Annotated in this window: 26 protein-coding genes; 17 read left to right on the plus strand and 9 right to left on the minus strand. The window is 66.6% G+C overall.

Features of this window, described 5'->3' with window-relative positions; all coding sequences use genetic code 11:
- The first annotated feature begins 196 nt into the window (after nt 1-196).
- Nucleotides 197-1,201, plus strand: a complete 1,005-nt coding sequence (locus tag ACOHWE_RS13035; RefSeq protein ID WP_420666955.1) for an NAD-dependent epimerase/dehydratase family protein — start codon at nt 197-199, stop codon at nt 1,199-1,201.
- Between the two features lie 75 nt (nt 1,202-1,276).
- Here ACOHWE_RS13035 and ACOHWE_RS13040 read toward each other — a convergent pair whose 3' ends face one another.
- The gene (locus ACOHWE_RS13040) at nt 1,277-2,707 is read right to left on the minus strand and encodes an NCS1 family nucleobase:cation symporter-1 (protein ID WP_420666957.1); all 1,431 of its coding nucleotides are present in this window, start codon (nt 2,705-2,707) and stop codon (nt 1,277-1,279) included.
- 175 nt (nt 2,708-2,882) lie between these two features.
- Between ACOHWE_RS13040 and ACOHWE_RS13045 the strand changes: the two genes are divergently transcribed.
- The 7 genes from ACOHWE_RS13045 (at nt 2,883) to ACOHWE_RS13075 (ending at nt 9,244) form a co-directional block, all read left to right on the plus strand.
- Nucleotides 2,883-3,569 (plus strand): GntR family transcriptional regulator, encoded by a 687-nt coding sequence (locus ACOHWE_RS13045; RefSeq protein ID WP_420666958.1) that lies wholly within the window; start codon nt 2,883-2,885, stop codon nt 3,567-3,569.
- A 242-nt stretch (nt 3,570-3,811) separates the two neighbouring features.
- Entirely contained in the window at nt 3,812-4,783 is a 972-nt protein-coding gene (locus ACOHWE_RS13050; protein WP_420666960.1) for a TRAP transporter substrate-binding protein, read from the plus strand.
- Nucleotides 4,784-4,841: 58 nt separating this feature from the next.
- On the plus strand, nt 4,842-5,390 hold the full coding sequence (locus ACOHWE_RS13055; RefSeq protein ID WP_420666962.1) for a TRAP transporter small permease: 549 nt from the start codon (nt 4,842-4,844) through the stop codon (nt 5,388-5,390).
- Between the two features lie 9 nt (nt 5,391-5,399).
- Nucleotides 5,400-6,695 carry a TRAP transporter large permease gene (locus tag ACOHWE_RS13060; protein WP_420666964.1) on the plus strand — a complete coding sequence of 432 codons (1,296 nt, stop codon included), beginning with the start codon at nt 5,400-5,402 and terminating at the stop codon, nt 6,693-6,695.
- Nucleotides 6,696-6,704: 9 nt separating this feature from the next.
- The gene (locus tag ACOHWE_RS13065; RefSeq protein ID WP_420666966.1) at nt 6,705-7,448 is read left to right on the plus strand and encodes a 5-oxoprolinase subunit B family protein; all 744 of its coding nucleotides are present in this window, start codon (nt 6,705-6,707) and stop codon (nt 7,446-7,448) included.
- Complete coding sequence (locus ACOHWE_RS13070) at nt 7,445-8,455, plus strand: 5-oxoprolinase subunit C family protein (protein ID WP_420666968.1); 1,011 nt, start codon at nt 7,445-7,447, stop codon at nt 8,453-8,455. The genes ACOHWE_RS13065 and ACOHWE_RS13070 overlap by 4 nt, the downstream gene beginning before the upstream one ends.
- A 15-nt stretch (nt 8,456-8,470) precedes the next feature.
- Nucleotides 8,471-9,244, plus strand: coding sequence for a LamB/YcsF family protein (locus ACOHWE_RS13075; protein WP_420666970.1), 774 nt, complete (start codon nt 8,471-8,473; stop codon nt 9,242-9,244).
- A 55-nt stretch (nt 9,245-9,299) separates the two neighbouring features.
- Here the strand turns inward: ACOHWE_RS13075 and ACOHWE_RS13080 are convergent, their stop codons facing one another.
- Genes ACOHWE_RS13080 through ACOHWE_RS13090 form a run of 3 tightly spaced genes read right to left on the minus strand, consistent with a single transcriptional unit; the run spans nt 9,300 to nt 12,351 of the window.
- On the minus strand, nt 9,300-10,334 hold the full coding sequence (locus ACOHWE_RS13080; protein ID WP_420666972.1) for an ABC transporter substrate-binding protein: 1,035 nt from the start codon (nt 10,332-10,334) through the stop codon (nt 9,300-9,302).
- Nucleotides 10,304-11,689 (minus strand): sensor histidine kinase, encoded by a 1,386-nt coding sequence (locus ACOHWE_RS13085; protein ID WP_420666974.1) that lies wholly within the window; start codon nt 11,687-11,689, stop codon nt 10,304-10,306. Before ACOHWE_RS13085 ends, ACOHWE_RS13080 begins: the two co-directional genes overlap by 31 nt.
- Nucleotides 11,686-12,351 (minus strand): response regulator transcription factor, encoded by a 666-nt coding sequence (locus ACOHWE_RS13090; RefSeq protein WP_420666976.1) that lies wholly within the window; start codon nt 12,349-12,351, stop codon nt 11,686-11,688. The genes ACOHWE_RS13085 and ACOHWE_RS13090 overlap by 4 nt, the downstream gene beginning before the upstream one ends.
- Nucleotides 12,352-12,458: 107 nt before the next feature.
- On the opposite strand from ACOHWE_RS13090, the gene ACOHWE_RS13095 reads away from it, so the two are divergent.
- From ACOHWE_RS13095 to ACOHWE_RS13130, 8 genes are all read left to right on the plus strand, one after another.
- On the plus strand, nt 12,459-13,442 hold the full coding sequence (locus ACOHWE_RS13095) for a tripartite tricarboxylate transporter substrate binding protein (RefSeq protein ID WP_420666978.1): 984 nt from the start codon (nt 12,459-12,461) through the stop codon (nt 13,440-13,442).
- A gap of 185 nt (nt 13,443-13,627) precedes the next feature.
- On the plus strand, nt 13,628-14,122 hold the full coding sequence (locus ACOHWE_RS13100; protein WP_420666980.1) for a tripartite tricarboxylate transporter TctB family protein: 495 nt from the start codon (nt 13,628-13,630) through the stop codon (nt 14,120-14,122).
- A 1-nt stretch (nt 14,123) separates the two neighbouring features.
- Nucleotides 14,124-15,641 carry a tripartite tricarboxylate transporter permease gene (locus ACOHWE_RS13105; protein ID WP_420666982.1) on the plus strand — a complete coding sequence of 506 codons (1,518 nt, stop codon included), beginning with the start codon at nt 14,124-14,126 and terminating at the stop codon, nt 15,639-15,641.
- Between the two features lie 56 nt (nt 15,642-15,697).
- Nucleotides 15,698-16,717, plus strand: a complete 1,020-nt coding sequence (locus ACOHWE_RS13110) for an AbrB family transcriptional regulator (RefSeq protein WP_420666984.1) — start codon at nt 15,698-15,700, stop codon at nt 16,715-16,717.
- Between the two features lie 123 nt (nt 16,718-16,840).
- Complete coding sequence (locus tag ACOHWE_RS13115) at nt 16,841-17,476, plus strand: paraquat-inducible protein A (RefSeq protein ID WP_420666986.1); 636 nt, start codon at nt 16,841-16,843, stop codon at nt 17,474-17,476.
- Nucleotides 17,443-18,078 carry a paraquat-inducible protein A gene (locus ACOHWE_RS13120; protein ID WP_420666988.1) on the plus strand — a complete coding sequence of 212 codons (636 nt, stop codon included), beginning with the start codon at nt 17,443-17,445 and terminating at the stop codon, nt 18,076-18,078. The genes ACOHWE_RS13115 and ACOHWE_RS13120 overlap by 34 nt, the downstream gene beginning before the upstream one ends.
- Nucleotides 18,075-20,159 (plus strand): MlaD family protein, encoded by a 2,085-nt coding sequence (locus tag ACOHWE_RS13125; protein WP_420666990.1) that lies wholly within the window; start codon nt 18,075-18,077, stop codon nt 20,157-20,159. The genes ACOHWE_RS13120 and ACOHWE_RS13125 overlap by 4 nt, the downstream gene beginning before the upstream one ends.
- 2 nt (nt 20,160-20,161) lie before the next feature.
- Nucleotides 20,162-20,722 (plus strand): PqiC family protein, encoded by a 561-nt coding sequence (locus tag ACOHWE_RS13130; protein WP_420666992.1) that lies wholly within the window; start codon nt 20,162-20,164, stop codon nt 20,720-20,722.
- A 94-nt stretch (nt 20,723-20,816) separates the two neighbouring features.
- On the opposite strand, the gene ACOHWE_RS13135 is transcribed toward ACOHWE_RS13130, so the two are convergent.
- Nucleotides 20,817-21,017 carry a hypothetical protein gene (locus tag ACOHWE_RS13135; protein ID WP_420666993.1) on the minus strand — a complete coding sequence of 67 codons (201 nt, stop codon included), beginning with the start codon at nt 21,015-21,017 and terminating at the stop codon, nt 20,817-20,819.
- Between the two features lie 167 nt (nt 21,018-21,184).
- On the opposite strand from ACOHWE_RS13135, the gene ACOHWE_RS13140 reads away from it, so the two are divergent.
- Nucleotides 21,185-22,162 carry a LysR family transcriptional regulator gene (locus ACOHWE_RS13140; RefSeq protein ID WP_420666994.1) on the plus strand — a complete coding sequence of 326 codons (978 nt, stop codon included), beginning with the start codon at nt 21,185-21,187 and terminating at the stop codon, nt 22,160-22,162.
- A gap of 67 nt (nt 22,163-22,229) precedes the next feature.
- Here the strand turns inward: ACOHWE_RS13140 and ACOHWE_RS13145 are convergent, their stop codons facing one another.
- The 4 genes from ACOHWE_RS13145 to ACOHWE_RS13160 all read right to left on the minus strand — a co-directional run bounded on the left by ACOHWE_RS13145 (nt 22,230) and on the right by ACOHWE_RS13160 (nt 26,352).
- Entirely contained in the window at nt 22,230-22,697 is a 468-nt protein-coding gene (locus tag ACOHWE_RS13145) for a YciE/YciF ferroxidase family protein (protein WP_420666995.1), read from the minus strand.
- Between the two features lie 89 nt (nt 22,698-22,786).
- Nucleotides 22,787-23,149: a PRC-barrel domain-containing protein gene (locus ACOHWE_RS13150; RefSeq protein WP_420666996.1), complete on the minus strand. Its 363-nt coding sequence runs from the start codon at nt 23,147-23,149 to the stop codon at nt 22,787-22,789.
- 201 nt (nt 23,150-23,350) lie between these two features.
- Nucleotides 23,351-24,724 (minus strand): aspartate aminotransferase family protein, encoded by a 1,374-nt coding sequence (locus tag ACOHWE_RS13155; RefSeq protein ID WP_420667115.1) that lies wholly within the window; start codon nt 24,722-24,724, stop codon nt 23,351-23,353.
- A 152-nt stretch (nt 24,725-24,876) separates the two neighbouring features.
- A complete protein-coding gene (locus ACOHWE_RS13160; protein ID WP_420666998.1) occupies nt 24,877-26,352 on the minus strand; it encodes an NAD-dependent succinate-semialdehyde dehydrogenase in 1,476 nt (491 codons plus the stop codon).
- Nucleotides 26,353-26,362 lie beyond the last annotated feature (10 nt).

Genomic DNA, 26,362 nt, shown 5'->3' on the forward strand with positions numbered 1-26,362 from the left:
TGCGCCGTTCACCTGCCAGAACACTCCGAAACCGGGGCTGCGCTCCAATCGATTATTCGGACCTCCCCCCTCAGATTTCTTGAGGCGCGGAACGTGCCGCGGGGCTGAGGGCCGGGCTCAGGATTTTCGATAAGCATTGCAGGAGCCTTGCGTGCAGGATGGCGGTGCCATGCACACGGCGGGAGCAAGCGGCAGAATGACGGCCCCCCATACAAATCTCAGCGGCAGGACCATCTGCATTGCAGGCGCCAGCGGTCTGGCGGGCGCCTATGCAGTGCGCGCGGCTCTGGCCGCGGGGTGCCGCGTGAACGGCACGCTCCGCACATTGACCTGCCGGTCCAAGACAGATGCGCCGATGGCCCTGCCCGGGGCGGCGGAGCGGCTGCGGCTGTTCCGGGCCGAAGCCGCGGACAGCAGCAGCTTCGACGCCCCGCTCAGCGGCGCGGATGCAGTCTTCATCGCCTGCTTCCCTGCCGTGCGGAAGGCGGGGGACGGTACTCCCGCGGCAGATCTCGGGCCTCGGCGCGGCTGGGCAGAGTTCATCGCCCCGGCGCAGGAGGGCTGCATCAACATCCTGCGCGCAGCCGCGCGGCAGCGGGTGGGGACGGCGCTTCTGTGCTCCAGCACCGCTTCGGCCGAGCCGCCCGGCCCCGTGCCGGTCAAGCAGGAGCTGCGCGACCGTTCATCGCTGGCGGTTCAGATCAGGGCCCGCAAATACGCTCAAGCCCAGAAGACAGCGATGGAGGCGGCGGCCGAAGAGTTCACTGAGCTGGCCGGGCAGCGGCTTTGCATCCTGCTGCCAAGCATGATGGTTGGTCCTCCCCTGCTTCCGGCACATCTGGAGGGCCACGTGCTGAGCTTCCTGGCAGGTCTGAGCGAGGGCCGGGCCGGCTGGCACGAAACGATGCCGTCCGGAGCAATGTCGCTGACCAGCCCGGAAGATCTCGCCGCGATGGTGCTGGCCGCCTGGCAAAATCCGGCAGCCTCGGGCCGGTATTTCGCGCTGAGCGGCAGCTGGGCCTGGCAGCGGATCTACCAGGAGATCGCAGCCCATGTGCCCCCGGACGCGCTGCCGCTGCCGCTTTCCGCCCCGCCGGAGCCTCCGACGCGCTTCGACTTCACCCGCCGCGACAGCCTCGGCGTTGCTTTCACCGGGCTGGAGGCGCTGTTTGCCCGCTTCTACGGCAGCCAGCGGGAGTAGGCGGCTAACCCGGCAGACAGAATCCGGCCCGGATGCGCGGGGCATCCGGGCCGGTTTTCATTTTTGGCTGCCCGTTCAGGCTGTCTGGCGGAGAGCAGCGGCGCTGCGGAAGTAGAAGATCGCGCCGCCCAGCATGGCACCGATGATCCAGGCATAACCGGCCAGCTGGCTCAGCACCGGAACCCAGACCGTGGCGACCGAGAACACTGCGGCGATACCGAAGGCCACCAGCGCGTGGTCGTTCCAGCCGTTGCCATAGTGGTAAAGCCCGCGCTGCATGTTGTAGAGATCGTCGCGCTTCAGCTCCTGCTTCCGCAGAATGTAGTAGTCCACGATCATGATGCCGTAGAGCGGGGCCAGTGTTGCACCCAGCGTGTTGACGAAGCCGCTGATGCCGAACTGGCTGATGAAGCTGGTCCACAGGCCGCCGATCACCAGGGCAAAGGCCGAGGTGATCATCCCCGCGGTTCGGAAACTGATCCGGCTGGGCGACAGGTTGGCGATACCGTTCACCGCGGGGATGAAGTTCGCCACGAGGTTGATGCCGACTGTGGCGGCGAAGAAGGTGATCGCGGCAATGATACCCAGGATCACACTGTCGGTGCGGCCGACGATTTCGGTCGGGTTGATGATCTTCTCGCCATAGACCACGGCTGCCCCGGCCGTGGTCAGCAGTGCCAGCGCGGAAAACAGGATCATGTTGAAGGGCAGCCCGGCCAGATTGCCGCGGGTCATCGCTTTCTTGTCTTTGGCGAAACGCGAAAAGTCGCTGAAGTTGATCATCACCGCGGCGAAATAGGCGACCATCGTGCCGATGATGGCGATGAAGCCCGAGAACTCGGTGCCCCAGGTAGCGTCCGGGTTGGCAAAGATGGTCTGCGCCTGCGACAGCAGCTGGCCGTCGGACTTGATCCACAGCACGATCACCAGCCCGATCATCACCGCATAGACGAAGGGGCCCGCCACGTTCAGGAAGGTCTCCACCCAGCCCATGCCGCGCCAGAAGATCATAATGTGGAAGGCCCAGACCAGCACGAAGGACAGCCAGTCAATCCCGGTCAGCCCCAGCATCTCGGCGCCGCCGGTGATCCCGGTGAGCGAACGGATCAGCAATGCCAGCGCGGTGGAAGCGAAATAGACCTGCACCCCGTACCAGAACACGGCCACCGTCGCGCGCAGCACCGCAGGCAGCTTGGCGCCCGAGGTGCCCATGCTGGCGCGGGCAAAGACCGGGTAAGGAATGCCGTAGCGCTCTCCCGCCGCCCCTGAGAGGTTGACCAGGACCATCACCATCAGCCCTGCGGTGATCAGCGCGGCAAAAGCGGTCCAGCCGCTGACCCCGTAGGAGATGAACAGCGAGGCGACCAGCGAATAGCCAAACAGCGACTGGATATCATTGGCCCAGACATTGAAGATCGCGAACCAGCCCCAGGATTTCTCTTCAGCCGTGACCGGACGCAGCGCGTCCTCATTTTCATAGACGCCATCGGCGGTGATCGTTTGCATTTTACTTCCTCCCATCGCCCGGACCCGAATCTGGTGCCCGTGCATCTGACTTCCTCCGGTATTGCAGGTAACATGTTAGCTGCTATTGTAGACTTCTGGCATTCGGCAAAAGCCGGAAGCACCTTTAGCTAAAACTTGAAAATAATCGCTCCTGAAGGGGCAGGGACCGCACCAGATGACCACACCCGCCGCCAAATCCTCCCGCACCACCGCCACGGCCGAACTTCAGACCGGACGCGCGTTCCGGGCGCTGGTGGCGCGGCTGCGCGACGGCACGCTCAGCTCCGGCATGTTCCTGTCGATGCCGATGCTGGTGGAGCAGCTGGAGATGCCGCTTGCTGCTGTGCGCGATGCGGTAAAGCGGGCCGAGGCCGGCGGGCTGCTGACAGTGCTGCCCAAGCGCGGCGTCATGGTGATGGATGCCAACGCCGAAGTCACCCGCGAGTGCCTGGACCTGCGGGCGATGTTCGATTGCGAAGGCGCGCGGCGGCTGGCGGCGAAGGGCCACGATCTGCCGCTGGCAGAGCTGCGCGAAGCGCATGAGCGGCTGCGCGATGCGGCTGCCCGCAGCGTCTCGCCCGAGTTGCAGCGGCAGGCGATCGCCACCGACCTGTCCCTGCACGATGCGCTCGCCGGAGGGCTGGGGTCCGGCCTTGCGTCCAGGCTCTACGCAGAGAACCGCGACCGGGTCGCCATCATTCAGAACCAACGCCCCTTCCTGGCCGACCGCATCGTTTCCGCGATGGATGAGCACCTTGAGATTATCGCAGCTCTGGAAGCGCGCGACGGTGACCGGGCGGCCGCCGCGATTCGCCACCACTTCGACAAGACGCTGCGCTGGTGGGGCATTCCCGCCGCTTGATCCGCCGGGCCGCCTGGCGATGCCTGCGGCGTGCAAGCGGCGTGCAAGGGGCAGGCGAAAACACCCGCATATTGTGCTACATAGCCAGTCACGCCGACGGCCTTTCCCCCGGCATACGCCTGCGTGCAGCCGGGCAGACCACGGGGAGTGTCTCGCGGCTCAAGACGTTAAATCGACGTAACGTTGACATTTTGCGAACGTTATGACAACAAATAGTAACAAATAATCTAAGGGAGGACCTCATGAAGATGATTCGTTACTTTGGCGGCGCCATCGCCGCCGTTGCGGGCCTGGCGATCCAGGCTCAGGCCGCAACCTGGGACATGCCGACGCCCTATCCGGATGCGACTTTCCACACCGCCAACATCCACGAGTTTGCCAAGGATGTGAGCGAGGCCACCAGCGGCGCGCTGGAGATCAAGGTGCATTCGGCCGGATCGCTGTTCAAACACCCCGAAATCAGCAAGGCCGTGCGCAGCGGCCAGGTCCCGGCGGGGGAGTTCTTCCTGTCGCTGCTGGCCAACGACAACCCGGTCTTCGGGGCCGACTCGCTGCCGTTCCTCGCCACCACCTACGAGGACGCCGAGCGTTTGTGGGCGGCGCAGAAGGACGTGATCGACGGGCTGCTGGACCAGCAGGGGCTGATGACACTCTACGCTGTTCCGTGGCCGCCGCAGGGGCTGTTCACCAAGAAGGAGATCTCCTCACTCGACGATCTCGCCGGCCTGAAGTTCCGCACCTACAACGCCAACCTGGAGAAGTTCGCCAACCTGGCCGGCGCCGCGCCTACCCAGGTGGAGGTTCCGGACATCCCGCAGGCCTTCAGCACCGGCCGGGTCGAGGCGATGATCACCTCGCCCTCCACCGGCGCCAACTCCAAGGCCTGGGACTTCCTGTCCCACTATACCAACATTCAGGCCTGGATCCCCAAGAACATCGTCGTGGTGAACAAACGCGCCTTCCGCCGCCTGGATGAGGCGACCCAGACTGCGATCCTCAATGCCGCCAAGGAGGCTGAGGCCCGCGGCTGGCAGATGAGTAAGGAAGAAACCGATGCCAAGGTCGCCGTGCTGAAGGAAAACGGCATCACCGTCGTCGAGCCCTCCGATGAGCTGATGCAGGGCCTGCGCGAAATCGGCATGAAAATGCTGGAAGACTGGACCGCCGAGTCCGGCGACTCCGGCAAGGCACTGCTCGACGTCTACCTGCAGTAACCTCAAGGCGCCGGGCGCCCTGGCGCGCCCGGCCGCACCACATCAGGGAGGAAAGCCGATGCGGCGCAGTCTCGATTTCATCTATCGGGCAGCGGGCGGCCTGGCCGCGCTGTTCATCCTGGCCATCGTGGCCCTGGTCTTTGCCCAGGTCTGCCTGAACGTGGCCGACAAAATCTCCGCCGCACTGTTCGGCGGCGGCACCGGGCTGACCATTCCTTCCTATTCCGATTTCACCGGCTTCTTCCTCGCCGCCTCGACCTTCCTGGCGCTGGCCTATGCGCTGCGCGCAGGCGGCCATATCCGGGTGACGCTGCTCACCGGCAAGCTGCCGGCCCGCCCGCGCCGATTTGCCGACATGGCGGTGACCTTCGTGGCGCTGCTGATGAGCGGCTACGCCACCTGGTACATGGCGCTCCTGGTGCTGGAATCCCATGAGTTCGGCGACCGCAGCGCGGGCATGGTCTCGGTGCCCCTGTGGATCCCGCAGCTGCCGGTGGCCTTTGGCCTTGCCATCCTCACGATCGCGCTGGCGGACGAGCTGATCGGCCTCCTGCGCGGTGCCCTGCCCTCCTGGGAGGGCAAGGGCGAGAACCTCCTGAGCGAATAGGGACCGGCCATGACAATCGCAACGCTTTCCATCATCCTGCTGGTGCTGCTGTTCCTGTTTCTCGGTGCCGGGCTCTGGGTTGCCTTTTCGCTGCTCGGCGTCGGCATCGCCGCCATGGCACTGTTCAGCGACGCGCCCTTGGGGCTGGTGATGGCCACCACCTTCTGGGGCCACAGCAACTCCTGGGCGCTGGCCGCGCTGCCGCTGTTCATCTGGATGGGCGAAATCCTGTTCCGCTCGCGCCTGTCGGATGACATGTTCACCGGGCTGGCGCCCTGGATGAACCGGCTGCCGGGGCAGCTTCTGCACGTGAACGTCTTTGCCTGCGGGATCTTCGCCGCGGTCTCCGGCTCCTCCGCCGCGACCGCGGCCACCGTGGGCAAGCTGTCGATCCCGGAACTCGCGCGCCGCGGCTACCCGGAGCAACTGGTGATCGGCACGCTCGCTGGCTCCGCCACGCTGGGGCTGCTCATTCCACCGTCGATCATCCTGATCGTCTATGGCGTCGCCACCGAGCAATCCATCGCGCGGCTGTTCGTGGCGGGCGTCCTGCCCGGTGTCCTGCTGGTTGGGCTGTTTGTCGGCTACGTGGTGATCTGGGCGCTGATCAACCGCGCCAAGCTGCCGGCGGAGGACATGAAGGCGTCCTTGCGCGAAAAGCTCTACCACTCGCGGCGCCTGCTGCCGGTGGCGCTGCTGATCGGCGGCGTGATCGGCTCGATCTACGCGGGTCTTGCCTCCCCCACCGATGCCGCCGCGGTTGGCGTGGTGCTGGCGCTGCTCTTGTCCTGGAGCTCGGGCTCCCTCACCCGCAAGAGCTTCATCGACGGGCTGATGGGTGCGACCATCACCTCCTGCATGATTGCTTTCATCCTTGCCGGTGCCTCCTTCCTGACCGTCGCGATGGGCTTCACCGGCATTCCGCGCATCCTGGCCGAGTGGATCGGCTCGCTGGGACTGTCGACCTTCGTGCTGCTTGCGGCCCTCACCATTTTCTTTGTCATCATGGGCTGTTTCCTCGACGGGATCTCGGTGGTGGTGCTGACCGCTTCGGTGATCATGCCGATGGTGCTGGAGGCGGGCATTGACCCTCTGTGGTTCGGCATTTTCCTGGTGATTGTGGTGGAGATGTCGCAGATCACGCCGCCGGTCGGCTTCAACCTTTTCGTGCTGCAATCGCTGACCGGGCGCGACATCCTGACCGTGGCCAAGGCAGCGCTGCCCTTCTTCTTCCTGATGCTGCTGGCGCTGGTGATCATCGTGGGCTTCCCCGCGATCGTGACCTACCTGCCTGCGCAGATGTGAGACCGAGCCATGCAACCTGACACCAAACCACAGTGGCCCGCGGTCCGTACCGCTGGCGCCGACGGGTTCCTCGTCAGTTTCGCCGACACCCTGTCGGAACCGGCCAACCGCGCGGCTCTTGCCTTCCGCGCCGCACTGGAGGCAGCCGGCTGGGACGGGGTGGAGGAGACCTCTTCCTCGCTGGTCTCCGCATACCTGCGGTTCGATCCTTTGCACCTCAGCCACGCGGACCTGCAAGCAAGGCTGGAAGCGCTCCTGAAGGAACAGGACTGGTACCAGGCGGGCCTGCCCGAGGGGCGGCGCTTCTGGCGGGTGCCCGCCGTCTTTGGCACGGATCTTGCGCCGCAGCTCGAACAGGCCGCCGAGGCCGCGGGCATGAGCGCCGAGGGGGCCATCGCCTCGCTCTCCAACGCGCGCGTGCGGGTGCAGACCATCGGCTTTGCCCCCGGCCAGCCCTACCTGGGCGAGCTGCCCGAGGCTTGGGACATCCCGCGCCAGAGCCAGCTCACCCGCCGCATTCCCGAGGGCGCTCTGGCGGTGGCGATCCGGCAATTGGTGCTGTTTTCAGTTTCCACCCCCACCGGGTGGCAGCATGTCGGCCAGACCGCGATGAAACTGTTCCGCCCGGAGGCGGACGACCCCTTCCTGCTGCGGCCGGGCGATGAGGTCCAGTTTGTGCCAACTGAACCCGCCAAGCTGGAGGCAATGAAGCGCGACCCCCGCGGCGGCGCGGTCTGTGAGGTGGTCAAATGAGCAACCACCTGAAGATCCACCGCGCCGGGCCAGGCCTCAGCGTGCAGGACCAGGGCCGCAGCGGCTGCCTCGACTCCGGCCTGTCCCGCGGCGGTGCCGCCGACCGGCTGGCGCTGGCCGAGGCCGCGGCGCTGCTGGGCTGCAACGCCGGGCCGGCTGCGATCGAGATGGGCGGCATGGGCGGCGAGTTCGAGGTCAGCGAAGACACCAGAATCGCGCTCACCGGCGCGCCAATGCAGGCGTCGCTGGACGGGGTGAAACTGGCGTGGAACGCCAGCCACTTAATGCCCGCGGGCGCGCGGCTGACTATCGGCGCGGCGCTGACCGGCACCTATGGCTACCTGTCCTTTGGCGGCGGCATCCAATGCCCCGAGCTACTCGGCGCGCAGTCGGCGCATCTGGCCGCCGGCGTCGGCCGGGCGCTGCAGGCGGGCGACACGCTGCCGATTGGCAATGATGCAGGAGACCCAACCAGCCTCTGCCTGGCGCCCGCGGACCGTTTCGGCGGCGGCACCATCCGCATGGTTGCAAGCTTCCAGACCCGCCTGTTCCCGCAGGAAACCCGCGACCGCTTCCAGGCCACCGAGTTCCGCCGCGATGCCCGGGGCAACCGGATGGGCGTACGGCTTGACTCCGGCGGCGGAGGCTTCCCGGCGGAAGGCGGGCGCACGGTGTTGTCCGAGGTCATCGTGCCCGGCGACATCCAGATCACCGGCGACGGCACGCCCTTCGTGCTGCTCAGCGAAAGCCAGACCACCGGAGGCTACCCCCGGATCGGCACCGTACTGCCCTGCGACCTGCCGCGGCTGGCGCAAGCCGCACCGGGCGCGGTGTTGCGCTTTGCCTTTGTCAGCCTGGAGGAAGCGGTGGCGCTGGAGCGCGCCGATGCAAAGATGCGCGCCGAGCTGCCACGCGCCGCCCGCCCCCTGATCCGCGATCCGCGCACCATCCCGGATCTGCTGTCCTACCAACTGATTAGCGGCGTCACCGCCGGGTACGAAGACTGAAAAAGGGAGAACACCATGGTCCGAAAGGTCGATCTGAACGCCGACATGGGCGAAGGTTACGGCGCCTGGAAGCTGGGCGATGACAAGGCGCTCCTGGATATCGTCACCTCCGCCAACGTGGCCTGCGGCTTTCACGCGGGCGACTGGGACGTAATGGCGGAGACGATGGCGAAGGCGCTGGAGAAAGGCGTCGGCATCGGCGCGCATCCGGGCTTTCCGGACCTGCACGGCTTCGGCCGCCGCCGGATGAATATGCCGCATGGCTCGCTGCAGAACCTCGTGCGCTACCAGCTGGGCGCGGCGCAGGCGATGGCGCGGGCTGCGGGCGGATCGGTGCGGCATCTGAAACTGCACGGGGCGCTGGCCAACATGGCGTCCGAGGACAAGGCGATGGCGCGGGCCTGCTACGAGGCGGCGCTCTCGGTCGATCCCGACATCATCATCATGGTGCTTGCGGGCACCGCCCAGCAGGCCGCGGCCGAGGAGCTGGGCTGCGCCATGGCCTGCGAGATTTTTGCCGACCGCGCCTATAACGACGATGCCACCCTGGTCGACCGCTCGCTGCCCGGCGCGGTGATCCACGATGCCGAACTGGCGGGCAAGCGCATGGCCGAGATGGTGCGCGAAGGCGCGATCATCACCGAAAGCGGCAAGCGCATCCCGGCCCGGATCGACACCATCTGCCTGCACGGCGACACCGCCGAAGCGGTCCAGATCGCCGCCGCGGTGCGCCGCGCGCTGGAAGAGGACGGCGTGGAACTGGCACAATTCACCGGCGCAAACGCCTGAGCCTTCGGGGGCGCGGGCACCGCTCCGCGCCCTCTGCCCCAAACGCCCGTGCCCCCTAACGCTGGCGCACCGCGCTTTGCCATTCCTCCAGGAAGCGCTGCCGCTTCTGCCCATCGAGATAGACCAACAGTCCCGGCCCGAGCTGGATCGGCCTATGCGAGCTCGGCGCTGCGGCCAGTGCGGCGGCGGGCGGGCGGAAGGGGTATTCCGGCGGCGGCGGATAGACCCAGGCAGCATTGATCAGGTGATCCGCAAAGGCACGTGCCAGCGCGGGTTCCGCCGCGCCTTTCAGCAAGACTGCCGAGCGCATCATCAAATGGGTGTGATCCTCCGGGTCGATCACCACGATCTTGTCCGCCAGATCGCGCCGCGCCCGCGCGTAGCTGCCCAGAACGTTGTAGGCCACCAGAACCTCGCCCGCCGCGACCTGCTCGATCATCCGGCCGGAACAGCAGGAAAGCCGCGGCTGCAGGCCTCCGATTACCTCCATCAGCCGCCAGTAGCTTTCCGAGGTGCGCGCATCCTGCGTGGCGAAAAGATAGCCGAGCCCGCTCTGCCTTACGTCATAGGTCGCGATCCTGCCGCGGAACCGTTCCGGTGCGGCCCGCAGAAAAGCGATCAGGTCACGCCGGGTCCGTGGTATCTCCTGCCCCTCCAGCACGCCCGCATTGACCACGAAGGACGCTGGCTCCAGCGAGAAGGCAAAAACATGCCCGCGCCACTCGCCCCAGTCCGGCACCCGCGCGGTGGCGGCGGACTGGTGCCGCAGGGTATAGCCGTCGTTTGCAAGCTTGGTCTGCAAATCCATCGCCGAGGACAGCGCGACGTCAAACCGCTCCTCTCCCTCCAGCACCGCCTTCATCACTTCGCTGCTGTTGGCCACCACATAGTCGACGGCCACCCCCGGCTGGCGTACCAGGAAGCTTTCGATCAGCGGCGCGAGGATAGCGGTGTCGGTGGTGGAGATCACCCGCAGCACCCGGCCGTCCTGCGGACCGATCCAGCGGCGCTCCTCGGTCTCGAAGGCGTGGCCTTGGCCGCCAAGCCAAGCGAAGGCACTCAGGACAAGGGAAAGGACAAGGAAACGCATGCGCCCGCTCCGCTTTCGCTGTTCTTGATAGTGAGCTGCCCGCCATGCGCCTCCGCCACCTCCCGCGCGATGGTGAGGCCGAGACCCGAGCCGATCGTGCCGCCCGCATTGGCGCCGCGCACGAAGCGGCCGGTCAGCGCTTCGGTATCCGCCGCCCCGAAGCCGCCTGCCTCATCCTCGACGGTGACGCAGGCCAGCCCGTCCCGCGCCGCGACCCGCAGCCACACGTCGGCCTCACGGCCCGAGTACTTGATCGCGTTATCGAGGATGTTGCGCACCGCATTCTGAATCAGGATGGCATCCCCCGGCACGGCGACATCGCCTGCGGCCTCGAAATGGAGGGCAATATCCTTCATCGCCGCGGTCGGCCGCAGCCGGCCCGCCAGTTCCCGCGCCAGCGCCGTCAGCGCCACCTCCTCGCGCTCCAGGCTGTCGGTGCGGAAGGTGACCATGGCGTGGTCCAAGAGCTGCCCCGCCGCGCGCGAGCTTTCGTCGATGGCGCGGATCATCGCGCGCAGGGCGGCGCGGTTCTCCTCCCGCTCCACCCGCAAGAGTGTGACCTCTGCCTGCGCCCGCACCGTGGCCAGCGGCGTGCGCACCCGATGCGCGGCCTCGGCGATGAAATCTTCCGACCGGGCGAGCGAGGTCTGCAGACGCGAGATGAAACTGTTGAGCGAGGCGACCAGCGGCGCCATCTCGGCGGGCACCGGGCGGGAAACCGGGCGCAGGTCCTTGGGCCCGCGGCGCGAAACCGCCTCGGTCAGCGACCGCAAGGGCGTGATGCTGGAGCGCGCCGACCACACCGCCAGCGCCGAGGCGAGCACAAAGAACCCCGCCCCGAGAATGAGCGCAGAGCGCGACAGCCGCGCAAGCTGGGCCTGTTGCCCCGCGCGTGTCTGCGCCACCGAGACCCGCACCAGCGCTGGCGCGCCCTCCAGCGACAGCCGCCGCGACACACTCACTGCGCGGATGCTCTCGGACTTGTACTCCGCGGTCTCGAACACCGGCTGGCCGGGCGCGGCCGTCTCCTCCCCCACCGGCAGGTCGGCATAGCCGGTGATCAAGCCCCCGGGGCCCGTCACCCGGTAAAACACGCGGTCATCGCTCACGTTGCCGAGCATCGACAGCGCCGCGTACGGCAAATCGGCGGTAATTGTCCCGGTCTGCACCGCCACCGTGTCGAGGATCGAAGTGGCCGAAGCCAGCAGGATCCGGTCATGGCTTTCCCCCGCCAGGGTCCGCACGAAGCCCAGCATGGTGAAGAACAAAAGCGCCGCCAGAAGCGCAGCGCTGCCGACCAGCTGCAGCAGCAGCCGGCGGCGGATCGACCCCTGGACGTTGACTCCTGCGCTCATGCCACCGTCAGCCGGTAGCCAAGACCGCGCACCGTGGTGATCTCCACGCCGGACCCGGCGAGATGCTTGCGCAGGCGCGCCACGTAGACCTCTATCGCGTTTTCCGAAACGTCTTCCTCGTAGGAAAACAGCCGCTCCACCAGCTTGGCCTTGGAAAAGATCTGACCCGGCGCATTCAGGAAGACCTCCAGCAGCCGCAGTTCCCGGTTGCGCAGCGCGATGACCTTGCCGCCGCTGGCAATGGTGCCCGCCATCGGGTCGAAGGTTAGGCCGGCGAACTGGCGCAGGTTGGAGCTGCCGCCGCCGCGCCGCCGCAGCACTGCCCGGCAGCGCGCCTCCAGCTCGGAAAAGTCGAAAGGTTTGGTGAGGTAGTCATCAGCGCCGAGATCCAGAAGCCCGACCCGGTCCGACACCTCGGAGCGCGCGGTCAGCACGATCACCGGCGTCTCCTTCCGGCGCGCCCGGTGGCTTTTCAGAAAGGCCCGCCCATCGCCGTCCGGAAGCATGATGTCCAGCAGGATCAGATCATAGTCCGCCACCCCGTCGAAGGCCGCCGCGGTGGCCACGTCCGGGGCGTGATCGACGACATGGCCGTCCAGCCGCAGCCGGTCCAGAACCGCGGCCGCGAGGCTTTCGTTGTCCTCGACCAGCAGGAAACGCATGTTCGATCACCCCATTTCTGACGCACGTGACAGGTTTGTGTCAGCTTGCCGTGCTTCATACCAGTCATGCGCGGCCCGGCCGCGTTTTGTCAAATGGGAGGACAACAATGACCAAATGGACCCTGACCCGCCGCGCGGCGCTGGCCGCCACGGCGGCGGCGCTGGCTATTGCAACCCCGGCCTGGGCCGAAGAAAAAGTGGTCGACAGCATCCACTTCCTGATCCCCGGCGGCGCGGGCGGCGGCTGGGACGGCACCGCACGCGGCACCGGCGAGGCACTGACGGAGGCCGGGCTGGTCGGCAAGGCATCTTACGAGAACATGTCGGGCGGCGGCGGCGGCAAGGCGATCGGCTACCTGATCGAGAACGCCGACAGCAACCACGGCACGCTGATGGTGAACTCCACCCCGATCGTTATCCGCTCGCTCACCGGCGTGTTCCCGCAGAACTTCCGAGATCTCACCCTGGTGGCGGGCACCATCGGCGACTACGCCGCGATGGTGGTCAGCAAGGACAGCCCGATCAACTCGATGGAAGACCTGCTGGCCGCCTACAAGGACGACCCGCGCGGCACCGCCATCGGCGGCGGCTCGGTGCCGGGCGGTATGGACCACCTGGTGGCGGCGATGGTGATGGAAGCGGCGGGCGAGGACCCGACCGCGGTGAAATACATCCCCTATGACGCGGGCGGCAAGGCGATGGCGGCGCTGCTTTCCGGCGAGATCGCAGCACTGTCGACAGGCTTTTCCGAGGCCATCGACCTCGCCAATGCGGGCGAGGTGAAGATCATCGGCGTCACCGCAGACGAGCGGGTGGACAGCTACCCCGATGCCCCCACCATGAAGGAGCAGGGGCTCGACACAACCTTCGTCAACTGGCGCGGCTTCTTCGGCGCCCCCGGCCTGCCGGAAGACCAGCTCTCGGCCTATCAGACCGCACTGGCGAAGATGTATGACACCCCCGAGTGGGAAGAGGTGCGCGCCCGCAACGGCTGGGTGAACATCCACAACTCCGGCGAGGATTTCCGCACTTTCCTGGAACAGCAGGAACAAGTGATCGGCGATCTGATGAAGAAGCTCGGCTTCCTCTGAGCCTGGGCTTGGCCAGGCGCAAGGGCGGGGGCTCTGCCCCCGCACCCCCGGGATATTTGCAGCAAGAGGAAAAGGCGATTGGGCCTTCCTCTTGCCGATAAATATCCCGGGGGGAGCCGCGCCCGGCGCGGCGGGGGCAGAGCCCCTGCCTGCCTCACCGCAACCACATATTTCCGGAGGGCATGATGGCTCTTGACCGCTGGATCGCGCTGGCCGTGCTGCTGATCAGTCTCGCTTACGGCTATGCCGCCTTTTTCACCATGGACGCAAGCCTGCCGCCGTTCATGCAACGCAACCCGGTCTGGCCCAGCAGCTTCCCCAAGATCCTGTCGGTGCTGACGGTGCTGACCGCGCTCTTTGTGCTCCTGGGCTTCGAGAAGGGCGCGGCGGATCCCAAGCCGATGGAGATCAATTACCGCCGCCTCACCGAATACAAACTGGGCCAGGCGCTTCTGCTGCTCGGGCTGATGGCGGCCTACGCGCTGCTGCTGCGCCCCTTGGGCTTTGTCGGCGCGACGCTGGGTTTCCTGGTGGCGGGCGCGATGATCCTGGGCGAGCGCAAGCTGCATATTCTGCTGCCAGTGGCTGCCATTGCGGCGGGCGCTGTCTGGTACCTGGTGCAGGAGGTGCTCGGCATCTTCCTCAGCCCCTGGCCCGCATTTATCACAAACGGAGGCTGACATGATCGAAGGCATCCTGATCGGCCTCGGCACGGCCTTTTCCCTCACCAACCTTCTGATGGTCATCGGCGGCTGCCTGATTGGCACCTTCATCGGCATGCTGCCGGGGCTGGGGCCGATGTCGATCATCGCCATCATGATCCCCGTCGCGGTGTCGCTGGGCGATCCTTCGGCGGCGCTGATCCTGCTCGCAGGGGTCTATTACGGCGCCATCTTCGGCGGCTCCACCTCCTCGATCCTGATCAACGCGCCGGGGGTGGCCTCAACCGTGGCAACCTCCTTCGACGGCTACCCGATGACCCGGCAGGGCAAGGCGGGCAAGGCACTGACGGTGGCGGCAATCTCCTCCTTTGCTGGCGGCACCATCGGCGCGATCCTGCTGATGATCTTCGCACCCGCGCTGGCGACGGTGGCGCTCTTGTTCCACTCGGCGGAATATTTCGCGCTGATGGTGGTTGGCCTTTCGGCGATTGCGGCCTTTGCCGGTTCCGGCCAGGTCGGCAAGGCGCTGCTGATGACGCTCCTCGGGCTCATCATGGCGACGGTGGGCGAGGGCGCGCTGTTCAACCTGCCGCGCTTCACCATGGGCATCATGGACCTGCAGTCAGGCTTCGGCTTCATCACCCTGGCGATGGCGATGTTCGCCCTGCCCGAGGCGATGTATCTGGTGCTCGACCCCACCCGCTCAAAGTCGGGCGGCGGCAGCGGCGAGATCAAGGACCTGCGCATCACCAGGGAAGAGGCCAAGGCGATCGCTCCGGTCATCGGGCGGCAGTCGGTCCAGGGTTTCCTGATCGGCGTGCTGCCGGGTGCGGGCGCCACCATCGCCTCTTTCCTCGGCTACGCGGTGGAGCGCAACATCGCCCCGAAGGAGGAGCAGGAGCAGTTTGGCAAAGGCTCGGTCAAGGGGCTGGCGGCGCCGGAGAGCGCCAACAACGCTGCCTGCACCGGGTCGTTCGTGCCGCTCCTGACGCTGGGCATCCCCGGCTCCGGCACCACCGCGATCCTTCTCGGCGCGCTGATTGCGCTCAACGTCTCGCCCGGGCCGCGGCTGATGCTGGACGAGCCGCAGATCTTCTGGGCGGTGATCATCTCGATGTACCTCGGCAACGTGATCCTCCTGGTCCTGAACCTGCCTCTGATCCCCTATATCGCCAAGGTGCTGGCGGTGCCGCGCACCTACCTGATCCCCTTCATCCTGTTCTTCACTCTGATGGGGGCCTACATCGGCCAGAACAACGCGACCGAACTGCTGATCCTCGTCGGCCTGGGCATCTGCGCCACGGTGCTGCGCTTTGCCGATTACCCGCTGGCGCCTCTGCTGATCGGCTTCATCCTGGGCCGGATGCTGGAGGACAACTTCGCCCGCTCGATGCAGCTTTATGACGGGGTGGGCTTCATCCTGGAGCGGCCGATGACCATGGGCCTGCTGGCGCTGGCGGTGATCCTGGTGGTGCTGCCCAGCTACCGGGCGAGGCGGGCGCGGCTGCGGGCCGAGGGCGCGGCCGACGCCGACTGAAACCATAAATGGAAGGCTTCGGCCTTCCATTTTCATTTTTCCCAAGGACGCAACTCATGAACCTGCGCCGCCGCCTTTACACGATCTGCATTGCCGCGCTGGGAGCCGCGCTGTTCCTGTGGCTGGATCTGCCGCTGCCGATGCTGCTGGGGCCGATGTTCCTGTGCCTGGCGTTTGCGCTTGGCGGCGCGGCGATGGAAGGAATCGGGGTGGTCGGCACCGCCTTCCGCACCCTGTTGGGTGTTGCCGCGGGCTCCTCCATCACGCCCGCGGCCGCGGCGGCGGTGCCGGAACTGGCGCTGTCGCTGATGCTGGTGCCGGTGTTTGTCGCAACGGTGGCGATGCTCTCCTTTCCACTGATGCGCCGCGTCTTTGGCTTCGACCGGGTGACCAGCTACTTCTGCGCGATGCCGGGCGGGCTGCAGGATCTGGTGGTGTTCGGAGAGCAGGCGGGCGGCAACCTGAGGGTCCTGTCGCTGGTCCATGCCACCCGAATCCTGCTGATTGTGAGCGCCGCCCCCTTCCTGCTGGACTGGATCTGGCACGTCGACCTATTGGCGCGGCCCGGCCGCCCTGCGGCGGATGTGCCGCCCGCGCAGATCCTGTGGATGATCGCCGCCGGGCTTGGCGGCTGGTGGGCGGCTGCAAGACTGCGCATCTTCGGCGCCTCAATCATCGGGCCGATGGCGGTGACAGCAGCGCTGAGCCTGTCGGGCGTGATCACCGGCCGCCCGCCGGCCGAGATGATCTGGGCCAGCCAGTTCGCGATCGGGCTGGCGGTGGGGGCAAAATACGCGGGCGTCACCTGGGGTGAACTGCGCCGGGTGGTGCTGGCGGGTGCGGTGAACGGCGTGCTGCTGACCGCGGTCAGCGCGGTTTTCATCCTGGCCATCGGGGCCGCCGCCATCGCACCGCCCTTGGAGGCCTTCCTCGCCTTCGTGCCCGGCGGACAGGGCGAGATGGTGGTGCTGGCGATCATCGCAGGCGCGGACCTTGGTTACGTGGTGCTGCATCACATCGCCCGCATCGCACTGGTGGTGACCTGCGCGCCGCTGGTGCTGCGCCTCGCCCGGTAGCAGACAGCGGAGCCGGCAGTACAGCAAGGCATTGTTTCCGCCGCAGATCTTTGACAAAGCTGGATTCGCAGCGCGGCCCGCCACGGATGGCAGCCGGGGCGCAATGGGAAAGGACAGGAGCGGATGAAAGATCTGCCGCAGTTGGACCCTCGCGAGCTGACCGCCTGCCCGGTCTGCGACGCGCTCCACCGTGAGGAGCACGTGCCCGCGCATCAGATCGCCCGCTGCGCCCGCTGCCATACGGTGCTGGCGGCGCCGAAGTCAGGGGCGATGACGCGCATCACCATGCTCAGCATCACCGCGCTGATCCTGATCGGCGCCGCCGTGCTGTTTCCCTTCCTCGGCCTGCGCGCCCAGGGGCTGTCGCAGGAGGCCTCGGTGCTGGACACGGTGATGGCCTTTTCCGGCGGCTTCATGGCACCCCTGTCGCTGGCGGTGACATTGCTGATCGTCTTGCTGCCCGCGGCGCGCTACCTTGCAATCATCTACGTTCTCGCGCCGATGGCGCTTGGCTGGCATCCCGCGCGCCACGCCGCCGCCGCCTACCGCTGGGCCGAGCGGATCAAGCCCTGGGCGATGGCGGAGATCTTCATCGCCGGCGTGGCGGTGGCGCTGGTCAAGATCTCCGGCATCGCCTCGGTACAGCTGGGGCCGGCGTTCTGGGCCTTCGCAGCCCTGCTCGGCGTGACCGTGCTGACCGACAGTTCCATTTGCAGGCTTACGGTATGGAAAACCCTGAACGAACGCCGCCGGTCCTGACCGCGCGCCAGGCGGGATTTTACGGCTGCCGGTCCTGCGGCGGCGTCAACCCGGCGGGCGCAGAGGCCTGCCTGCGCTGCGGCAGCCGCCTGGAGGCCGATCTGGGCGCCAGCCTGCAAAGGGTCTGGGCTTGGATGGCAGCCGGGCTCATCGCATACATCCCCGCCAATATCTACCCGATGCTGCGCACCACGACCCTGGGCCGCAGCAGCGAGAACACGCTGATCGGCGGCGTGGTGGAGCTGTTCGGTCAAGGTTCTTACGGTGTCGCGGCGGTGGTCTTCGTGGCCAGCATTCTGATCCCCATCGCCAAGTTCATTGCCATCACCTACCTTGCCATTTCTGTCCGCCGCCCGGCGGCGCTGCGCCGCCACGGGCGGATGCTGCTCTACGAGGCGGTGGAGTTCATTGGCCGCTGGTCGATGATCGATGTGTTTGTGGTTGCCATTCTCGCGGCGCTCGTGCAGCTCGATTTCGCCGCCACCGTGAACCCGGGCCCGGCCGCTGTCAGCTTTGCGCTTTCGGTTGCCTTTACCATGCTGTCCGCGCAGAGTTTCGACCCGCGGCTGATCTGGAACGCCGAAGAGAAAGACTATGCATGAGCACACCTGAACCCGCCCGGATGCAAACCTCCGGCCCCAAACCCTCCTTCTGGCGCAACCTGTCGCTGGTCTGGCTGGTTCCGGTGCTGGCGCTGGCGGTATCGCTCGGTGTGGCGTGGAAAGCCTATTCCGAGCGCGGCGTGCTGATCAGCATCAGCTTCCCCAACGCCGAAGGCATCGCGGCGGGCGAAACTACGGTCCGTTACCGGGATGTGGTGGTGGGCCGGGTCGAGAAGGTGGGCTTCGGCGATAGCCTCAGCACGGTGGTGGTGCTCGCCCGCATCAATCAGGACGTCGCCCCGTATCTGGATTCCGATGCCGCCTTCTGGGTGGTCCGGCCGGAGGTAAGCACCCGCGGCATCACCGGGCTTAGCACGGTCCTGTCCGGCGTCTACATCGAAGGCGCCTGGGACGACCAGCCCGGCGTGGCGCGCACCAGCTTCGAAGGCACCGACCGGCCGCCGCTGGCACAGCCCGGCAAGCAGGGCCGGCGCATTACCCTGCGCACTGAAGACGGGACAATGATCTCCGAAGGCGCGCCGGTCTTGTTCCGCGGTATCGAGGTCGGACGCCTGGAGAAGCCGCGCCTTACGGTGAGCGGAAAGGATATCGTGGTCGACGCCTTCATCGAGGCACCGCACGACCGCCGCATCAACTCCGCCACCCGGTTCTGGGACACTTCCGGCTTTTCGGTCTCGATTGGCGCCAGCGGGCTGTCTCTGGATGTTGACAGCCTCGCCTCGCTGGTCGCGGGCGGCATCGAGTTCGACACCGTCTTCGACGGCGGCAAGCCGGTGGGCGAGAGTACAGTGTTCGACATCCACCCGGACGAAGCCTCCGCCCGGCGCACCGCCTTTGCCCGCACGCTGATCGGCGGGGTCACAGTCTCGGCGGCCTTTGGCGAGTCGGTCGCGGGCCTCGCGCCGGGAGCTGCGGTTCAGCTCGGCGGGGTGCGCGTGGGCGAGGTTGAAAGCCTAAACGCCGTAGTCCAGAGCGAAGATGGCGGCGCAGGATTGCAACTGATTGCCAGCCTGCAACTCGAACCGGCTCTGATGGGGCTGCCGCCCGGATCGGGAGAGTCCGAGGTGCTCGACTACCTCGAACAGGCTGTGGAAGGCGGCCTGCGCGCCCGGCTTGCGGCGGCGGGGCTTTTCACTTCGGAACTGATCGTGGAGCTTGCCACGCTGGAGGGCGCCGAGCCTGCGGTGTTTCAACGCGAAGCCGAGCCCTATCCGGCGCTGCCCACCGTAGAGTCGGATTTGCCGGATTTCACCGCCACCGCCGAAGGCATGCTGGAACGCATCAAGGAACTGCCGGTCGAAGAGCTGATGGCGCAGGCGATCCGCACCCTCGAAAGCATCGAGGCGCTGGCCGCTTCCGACAGCCTGCGCGAAACCCCTGCCGCTGCCGTTGCCCTTCTGGAGGAAACACGCGCCCTAGTGGCCGACCCGGAAACGAAGGCGCTGCCGGGCGAGCTGCGCGCTGCGGTAGCCGATCTGCGCGGCACGCTGGCTGAGGTGCAGGAGAGCGGCGCCATCGCAAACCTGTCCGCCGCGCTGGAGGAAGCCCGCAAGGCGGCCGCCGGCGTGACCGGCGCAGCGGACGAAGTCCCCGCGCTGATCGCCGACCTGCGCGCGCTTACTGCAAAAGCTAATTCGCTCGAGGCCGAGGAGCTGGTGACCTCCGCCCGCCAGCTTCTCGACAGCGCCGATGCGCTGATCGGCACTGAGGACGCGCGCGCCCTGCCCGCGTCGCTGAACGGTGCACTCGACGAGGTGCGCGCGGCGCTGGAGGAACTGCGCGAGGGCGGCGCGGTGGAAAACGCCAATGCCACCATGGCCTCGGCCCGGGAAGCGGCGGATTCGGTTGCCGCCGCCACGGAAGGCTTGCCCGCCCTCTCCGCCCGGCTGAACCAGCTGGTCGCTCAGGCCGAAGGCGTGGTCTCCGCATATGGCGCACGCTCCAGCTTCAACACCGAAACGCTCGATGCGCTGCGGGAGGTGAGGGCCGCGGCCCGCGCGGTGTCGCAGCTCGCACGCAAGCTCGAACGCGACCCGAATTCCTTGCTCTTTGGGAGATGATCATGAGACACAGCCTGCCAGCGCTGTTCTGCGCTACCTTGCTGGCCGCTTGCGGCGCCTCCAACGACGCCCGCTACCTGATCACCGCCGCGCCGGGGGCGGAGAAGGTCCGCGTGCGGGCGCAGTCGGTGGAGATGCGGCTGGTCTCCCTGCCTGCCTATGCCGCCGCGGTGGAGATCGTGGCGGAGGGCGACGGCGGCGCGCTGTTTACCCTGCCGGATGCTGTCTGGGCCGATGATCCGGCGCGCGGCATCACCGCGGCGCTTGCGCGCGGGCTGGCCGAGCGCAGCACGGCCGAGGTCGCGGTCGAGCCCTGGCCGCTGAACGAAGGCCCCGACGCGCGTATTGACGTCCGTATCGACCAGGCGCACCGGCGGGCCGGGGGGCTCTTCGTGCTGGCCGGGCAATACGCGGTGTCCTCGCCCGAGGACACGCTGCGGGAATTCCTGCGGCGTTTCGAAATCACCGTGCCCGCCGCCGGGGAAGGGCCTACCGCAACGGCCCAGGCGATGACACTGGCGCTGGCTGAACTGTCGGGCCAGATGGCCGCCGCGCTGCGCTGACCGGCGGCACCCGAAGGGAGAAACATAGAAAACGCCCGCCGGACACTGCCGGCGGGCGCTTTGCTTTATCTCGTTGCTTGTTGCAGGCGGCAGCTCAGTTGCCGGAACCCAGCACCGCCTGGCCGCCCTTGTAGGCAAGCTTGCCTGCACCGACCGCGCCCTTGGCCACCACCTTGGCGGTACCGGCCGCCACGCCGACGCTGTTGTCGATGGCTTGATCGGTGGAACAGGCCGACAGGGCAACGGCGGCGGAGATCAGCGCGGCAACGGCGATCTTGCGGGCGATAATGGTCATCTCGGTCTCCTTTCCCCCGATGGCGGGGTGTGGTGGCGAAAGCGCGGCGGCGTCCTGAGCCGGGTCTTGCCGCCTCTGCGCCTGCTGGCGGATCCGCTTCCAGTTCGATCCGCCGCCTTGCCGATTGGATACCGGCTTTCCTCAGCGCAGAAAAACGAATAAGAAACATGATTGAAACCACATCCACTCATGGTTCACCTATGGACATCGCCCTGATCCGCACTTTTCTGGAAGTTGCCGCCACCGGCTCCTTCGTCAGCGCCAGCGACAGGCTGTTTGTCACTCAGTCGGCTGTCAGCCTCCGCATCCAGCGGCTGGAGGATTCGCTGGGCAAACAGCTGTTCACCCGCTCCAAGTCCGGCGCGGTCCCGACGTCCGCCGGGCGCGAATTCGAGCGCTACGCGCTGTCGCTCGTGAAAATCTGGGAAGAAGCGCGCCAGCAGGTAGGCCTGCCCGAGGGTTATACCCGGTCGCTCACTATTGCGGCGCAATACTCCCTCTGGCCCCGTCTCGGCTTCCGCTGGATCGACAGCCTGCGGCAGGAAGTGCCGGACTTGAACGTGCGCGCCGAACTGGGCATGCCGGACCGCATTACCCGCTTTCTGATCGAGGGGCTGGTGCAGGTCGGGCTGGTCTATACCCCGCAATTGCGCCCCGGCCTCACCGCGCAAAAGCTGATCGAAGAGGAACTGGTGCTGGCGGCCTCCTGGGAAGCCACGCTGCCGGAAGCCGCGGAGCACTATGTCTTTGTCGATTGGGGGCCGGAATTCATCCACGCCCATGCGCTTGAACTGCCGGAACTGACCAGCACGGGGCTGACCCTGTCGCTGGGGGCAATGGCGGCTGAATTCGTGATCGGGCGGCGCGCGGCGGCCTACCTGCCTGCACGCTCGATCAAGCGGCATCTGGACGAAGGCCGCCTGCATCTGGTCCCGGACGCGCCGCGCTTTCCCTATCCGGTCTGGGCAGTCTGGCGGGACGATCTCGATCCCGGCTTGCGCGCTACTGCGGAACGCTCGCTGCGGGCGGTGACCGACCGGATCGGCAGCGAGCAGAATGCTGTCATCGCCGAGCTGCGCGGGATCAGCGAAGGAGGAACGGTCGAGGTCCTGGGCGGCACGGGGGACAGCAATCCGCCAGCTTAACGGCCCGGCGGGCTGAGCCCCGAAGGCAGCCGCCCGCAACCCGCGGGCGGCCTCGCCGGGGAACTATTCAGTTAATCTCCGAGACTGCCAGATTTGTCAGCTTGCTGTTAGCTGCCTTCTCCTGATCCAGAATATCGGTCAGCAGGTCGTGCGCTTCGGAATGCCCCAGAACCCTAGCCCATTCGCGCAGGGTCCCGTAACGGGCAATTTCGTAATGCTCAACCGCCTGGCACGCCGCCACAAGGGCCGCATTCTTCGCATCGCCGGTGGCTTCCTGCATGATTTCCTGGGCTTCCTTGACAAGGCCCTCTATCGCCTCGCATTTTTCTCCGGAAGCCTTCTCGCCAATCGAACTAAAGACCTTTTCCAGGGTCTTCACCTGCTCCTTTGTCTCTTCCAGGTGATCGCTGATCGCCTGTTTCAGCTTCTTGCCGTTGGCCGCCTCCTGCACCTCGGGCAGGGCTTTCACCAACTTCTGTTCGGCGTAGTAAATGTCCTGCAGCGTGTGCAGGAAGACGTCTTGCAGCGTTTTCATCGTGCTACCTCTGGAACTCGTAATGCATTACGCGCGGCCGGCCAGGGCCACGGCGGAAGCCCGGGGCGCAGAAGGCCCCGGGCGCGGTTTCATAGCCAGTAGTATGGCACGCCGAAGTGGTCGTGGGCGCGCTTCTCGTACTGGCGGTCCTCATGCCAGTTGCGCGGGCGTTCCGGCGCCCCTTTCAGTGTTTCGGGTGTGATGTCAGTTACGAAACCACCAAGTTGCACATCGTAGTTCAGCGCATTCCAGGGGATGGTGTGTTCGTCTTCTCCGATCCCCAGAAAACCGCCGAAAGTCATTACCGCATAAGCCACTTTGCCGGAGCTCTTGTCGATCATCAGGTGGTCGATGGAGCCAACGTGTTCGCGGTTCTTGTCGTAAACCTTGGTGCCGTCCACATCGCGCGAGGACACCAGGCTGGCTGCGCTTCGGGTCTGGCCATGTTCCATGACGCTTTCCTCCTTCTGTGCGTTGCCTTTCGCATTGCTGCGGCACGGCTCCTGCCATGCAGGGGAGCAACGTCTGGTGGAGGGGGATGTTCCGGGCTTCGCTCCGGAATTCTCCCGTATCGGCCGGTATCCGCGCATGGCAGCGCGCCTTTCCGGAGACTTGCCGCGCCGTGACAGACGGCGCGGCGCGGCGCCCGAAGGCTACCCCAGCACCGCATCCGCCGCGCGCCGGGCAGCGGCGGCAATCTCACCTGCCTGCTCGCGGGTGAGGCACAGCGGCGGCGCGAAGCCCAGGATATCACCCTGCGGCATGGCGCGGGCAATCACCTTCTCCTGCTCCAACAGCTTCGCGGCAATCTGCGGACCGATCTTGGCGCCCGCGTCGAAGAACTTGCGGCTGCCCGGGTCCTCGGCAAACTCGACCGCACACAGCATCCCCTCGCCGCGCACCTCTCCGAGGTTGGGATGGCCGGCAAATGCCTCTGCCATCGCCTGATTGAGCACAGCGCCGGTGTCGCGGGCGTTTTCCACCAGGCCCAGCTCGTCGATCAGTTTGAGATTGGCAACCCCTGCGGCAGCGCCGATCGGATGCGCCGAATAGGTCCAGCCATGGCCGATCGGGCCGTTTTCGTCGGTGCCCTGCTCCAGAACTTTCCAGACCCTGTCCGACACGATCGAGCCCGACAAGGGCGCATAGGCCGAGGTCAGCCCCTTGGCGATGGTGATGATATCGGCCTCGATACCATAGTGATCCGCGCCGAACATGGAGCCGAGGCGGCCGAAACCGGTCACCACCTCATCCGCCACCAGCAGGATATCGTGTTTCTTCAACACCGGCTGGATCGCCTCCCAGTAACCCGCGGGCGGCGGCACGATGCCGCCGGTGCCAAGGATCGGCTCACCGATGAAGGCCGCGATGGTGTCCGCGCCCTCACGCTCGATCAGTGCCTCCAGCTCCGCTGCGCAGTGGGCGGAGAACTCCGCCTCGCTCTGTTCCGTATTTTGGCGGCGGTAGTAGTAGGGCGCCTCGGTGTGCAGCACTTGCGCCAGCGGCAGGTCGAACTTCTTGTGGAACAGCTCCAGCCCGGTGAGCGAGCCGGTGACCAGCCCCGAGCCATGGTAGCCGCGCCAGCGCGAGATGATCTTCTTCTTCTCCGGCCGGCCTAGGATGTTGTTGTAATACCAGATCAGCTTCACGTTGGTTTCATTGGCGTCCGAGCCGCCGAGGCCGAAATAGACCTTGGACATGTTGGCGGGCGCCCGGTCGAGGATCATCTTGGCCAGCGTGATCGAGGCTTCGGTGCCATGGCCGACGTAGGAATGGTAATAGGCGAGCTCGCGCGCCTGCTCGGCGATGGCTTCTGCGATCTCCGGCCGCCCGTAGCCCACGTTCACGCAGTAGAGCCCGGCGAAGGCATCAAGCAGCCTTGTGCCGTCGCGGTCCTCGATATGGACGCCGCTGGCGGTTTTGATGATGCGGTTCGGGCTCTCGCCGCGGGCGTGCTGGGCCAAATGGGTAGAGGGGTGGAAGAAATTCTCCCGGTCCCACTGGTCAAGCTGGTCGTTCTTCAGCATCTGTCGTCCTTTCGTCATCTGTTGGGGGGCGGAATTCCGTGGGAATTCCGGCGCGGAATTCGCCCGCTCTCCTGAGCTGTCTCCGGCCTGCGCGGGGCGTCCCGGATTTGGCGCCCAAATCCGGGACGAAATCCGCGCCGGATTTCGTCTGCCTAGGACCAGTCCCGGCAAACGTATTTCACTTCGGTAAAGGCCTCCATGCCGAGCCGGGCCCCCTCGCGGCCAAGCCCAGACTGCTTGATGCCGCCAAAGGGCACCGGCGCGCCGGTCACCTTGGTGCGGTTCACCGCCACCATACCGTATTGCAAGCCCCGGCTCATCCGGTAGAGGCGCTTGGGGTCGCGGCTGTGCACATAGGCGATCAGCCCGTACTCGCTGTCGTTCGCGCGCGCGAGCGCCTCTTCCTCGCTGTCGAACGGCGCGATGGCGGCGACGGGACCGAAGCTTTCCTCGCGCAGGATGCGGGCACCTTGAGGCACGTCCAGCAGCACCGTCGGCTGGTAGAACAGCGGCCCCCGCGCATGGCGCGCGCCGCCGCAGGCCAGCCGCGCGCCGCGGGAGAGCGCATCGGCGACATGCGCCTCCTGCTTGGCCACCACGCCCTCGTGCATCAGCGGGCCGATATCCGGGTCTTGCATGCCGTCGCCAACGGTCAGTGCCGCCACGGCGCGGATAAAGCGGGCGCAGAACTCCTCGTAGATGGGGCGTTCGACGAAGATCCGGTTGGCCGCCAGGCAATCCTGGCCGGAGGTTGCGAATTTCGCCTTCAGCGCCTCTTCCACCGCGGCGGGCAGGTCGGCGTCGGCAAAGACCAGCACGGGTGCGTGGCCGCCAAGCTCCATCACCAGCGACTTCACGGTGGAGGCGCATTGGCGGTAGAGCAGCCGGCCCACCTCGGTCGAGCCGGTGAAGGACAGGACCCGCACCCGGGGATCGCGTGTCCAGGGCTCTACCACGGCCTCCGCCTCTCCGGTCACCACGTTGAAGACACCCGGGGGGATCCCTGCGCGCTCGGCCAGTTCGGCCAGGGCGAGCGCGCTGTAGGGGGTGTGCGCCGAAGGATGCGCCACCACGGTGCAGCCCGCCGCCAGCGCGGCCGCGGCCTTGCGGGTCAGCATGGCGCTGGGGAAGTTCCAGGGCGTGATCAGCGCCGCCACCCCGGCCGGCTCACGCCACAGTTCCACCTCAGCACCGGGCAGATGACTGGTGATGCCCTCGATATTGGGGCGCTTGGCCTCCTCGGCGTAGAACTCGGCGAAGCTGGCCCCGTAAGCAATCTCGCCGCGCGCCTCGGACAGCGGCTTGCCCTGTTCCAGCACCATGATGCGGGCGAGATCCTCCTGGTGTTCCATCTGCAACACGCCCCAACGGGAGAGCCGTGCGGCGCGCTCCTGCGGCAGCAGCGCCGACCAGCTGGCAAAGGCCGTTTCCGCCGCGTCCACGGCTGCAGTGGCAGCTTCGCCGGGCAGGCTTGCCACGTGGCCAAGCTCGGCGCCAGTTGCCGGGTTGGTCACCGCAAAGCTTTCGCCCTCCGGCGCGCCGCACCACTTGCCGCCCACGTAGGAGAAGCTGCGCAGCAGCGCCTTGTCGCGGATTTCCGTGCTTGAAAGTATCGCAGTGTCGAGCATGTGCCGCCTC

Source organism: Cribrihabitans neustonicus, assembly GCF_048820895.1.
Taxonomy (GTDB): domain Bacteria; phylum Pseudomonadota; class Alphaproteobacteria; order Rhodobacterales; family Rhodobacteraceae; genus Cribrihabitans_A; species Cribrihabitans_A neustonicus.

Excerpts from the sequence above, each read along its gene's own strand:
- ACOHWE_RS13130 (WP_420666992.1), top strand. The coding sequence starts at position 20,162 with ATGAGACACAGCCTGCCAGCGCTGTTCTGCGCTACCTTGCTGGCCGCT.
- ACOHWE_RS13040 (WP_420666957.1), bottom strand. The coding sequence starts at position 2,707 with ATGCAAACGATCACCGCCGATGGCGTCTATGAAAATGAGGACGCGCTG.
- ACOHWE_RS13070 (WP_420666968.1), top strand. The coding sequence starts at position 7,445 with ATGAGCAACCACCTGAAGATCCACCGCGCCGGGCCAGGCCTCAGCGTG.
- ACOHWE_RS13080 (WP_420666972.1), bottom strand. The coding sequence starts at position 10,334 with ATGCGTTTCCTTGTCCTTTCCCTTGTCCTGAGTGCCTTCGCTTGGCTT.
- ACOHWE_RS13075 (WP_420666970.1), top strand. The coding sequence starts at position 8,471 with ATGGTCCGAAAGGTCGATCTGAACGCCGACATGGGCGAAGGTTACGGC.
- ACOHWE_RS13045 (WP_420666958.1), top strand. The coding sequence starts at position 2,883 with ATGACCACACCCGCCGCCAAATCCTCCCGCACCACCGCCACGGCCGAA.
- ACOHWE_RS13150 (WP_420666996.1), bottom strand. The coding sequence starts at position 23,149 with ATGGAACATGGCCAGACCCGAAGCGCAGCCAGCCTGGTGTCCTCGCGC.
- ACOHWE_RS13135 (WP_420666993.1), bottom strand. The coding sequence starts at position 21,017 with ATGACCATTATCGCCCGCAAGATCGCCGTTGCCGCGCTGATCTCCGCC.
- ACOHWE_RS13035 (WP_420666955.1), top strand. The coding sequence starts at position 197 with ATGACGGCCCCCCATACAAATCTCAGCGGCAGGACCATCTGCATTGCA.
- ACOHWE_RS13060 (WP_420666964.1), top strand. The coding sequence starts at position 5,400 with ATGACAATCGCAACGCTTTCCATCATCCTGCTGGTGCTGCTGTTCCTG.
- ACOHWE_RS13155 (WP_420667115.1), bottom strand. The coding sequence starts at position 24,724 with ATGCTGAAGAACGACCAGCTTGACCAGTGGGACCGGGAGAATTTCTTC.
- ACOHWE_RS13100 (WP_420666980.1), top strand. The coding sequence starts at position 13,628 with ATGGCTCTTGACCGCTGGATCGCGCTGGCCGTGCTGCTGATCAGTCTC.
- ACOHWE_RS13050 (WP_420666960.1), top strand. The coding sequence starts at position 3,812 with ATGAAGATGATTCGTTACTTTGGCGGCGCCATCGCCGCCGTTGCGGGC.
- ACOHWE_RS13125 (WP_420666990.1), top strand. The coding sequence starts at position 18,075 with ATGAGCACACCTGAACCCGCCCGGATGCAAACCTCCGGCCCCAAACCC.
- ACOHWE_RS13115 (WP_420666986.1), top strand. The coding sequence starts at position 16,841 with ATGAAAGATCTGCCGCAGTTGGACCCTCGCGAGCTGACCGCCTGCCCG.
- ACOHWE_RS13140 (WP_420666994.1), top strand. The coding sequence starts at position 21,185 with ATGATTGAAACCACATCCACTCATGGTTCACCTATGGACATCGCCCTG.
- ACOHWE_RS13120 (WP_420666988.1), top strand. The coding sequence starts at position 17,443 with ATGGAAAACCCTGAACGAACGCCGCCGGTCCTGACCGCGCGCCAGGCG.
- ACOHWE_RS13095 (WP_420666978.1), top strand. The coding sequence starts at position 12,459 with ATGACCAAATGGACCCTGACCCGCCGCGCGGCGCTGGCCGCCACGGCG.
- ACOHWE_RS13085 (WP_420666974.1), bottom strand. The coding sequence starts at position 11,689 with ATGAGCGCAGGAGTCAACGTCCAGGGGTCGATCCGCCGCCGGCTGCTG.
- ACOHWE_RS13160 (WP_420666998.1), bottom strand. The coding sequence starts at position 26,352 with ATGCTCGACACTGCGATACTTTCAAGCACGGAAATCCGCGACAAGGCG.
- ACOHWE_RS13110 (WP_420666984.1), top strand. The coding sequence starts at position 15,698 with ATGAACCTGCGCCGCCGCCTTTACACGATCTGCATTGCCGCGCTGGGA.
- ACOHWE_RS13065 (WP_420666966.1), top strand. The coding sequence starts at position 6,705 with ATGCAACCTGACACCAAACCACAGTGGCCCGCGGTCCGTACCGCTGGC.
- ACOHWE_RS13055 (WP_420666962.1), top strand. The coding sequence starts at position 4,842 with ATGCGGCGCAGTCTCGATTTCATCTATCGGGCAGCGGGCGGCCTGGCC.
- ACOHWE_RS13145 (WP_420666995.1), bottom strand. The coding sequence starts at position 22,697 with ATGAAAACGCTGCAAGACGTCTTCCTGCACACGCTGCAGGACATTTAC.
- ACOHWE_RS13105 (WP_420666982.1), top strand. The coding sequence starts at position 14,124 with ATGATCGAAGGCATCCTGATCGGCCTCGGCACGGCCTTTTCCCTCACC.
- ACOHWE_RS13090 (WP_420666976.1), bottom strand. The coding sequence starts at position 12,351 with ATGCGTTTCCTGCTGGTCGAGGACAACGAAAGCCTCGCGGCCGCGGTT.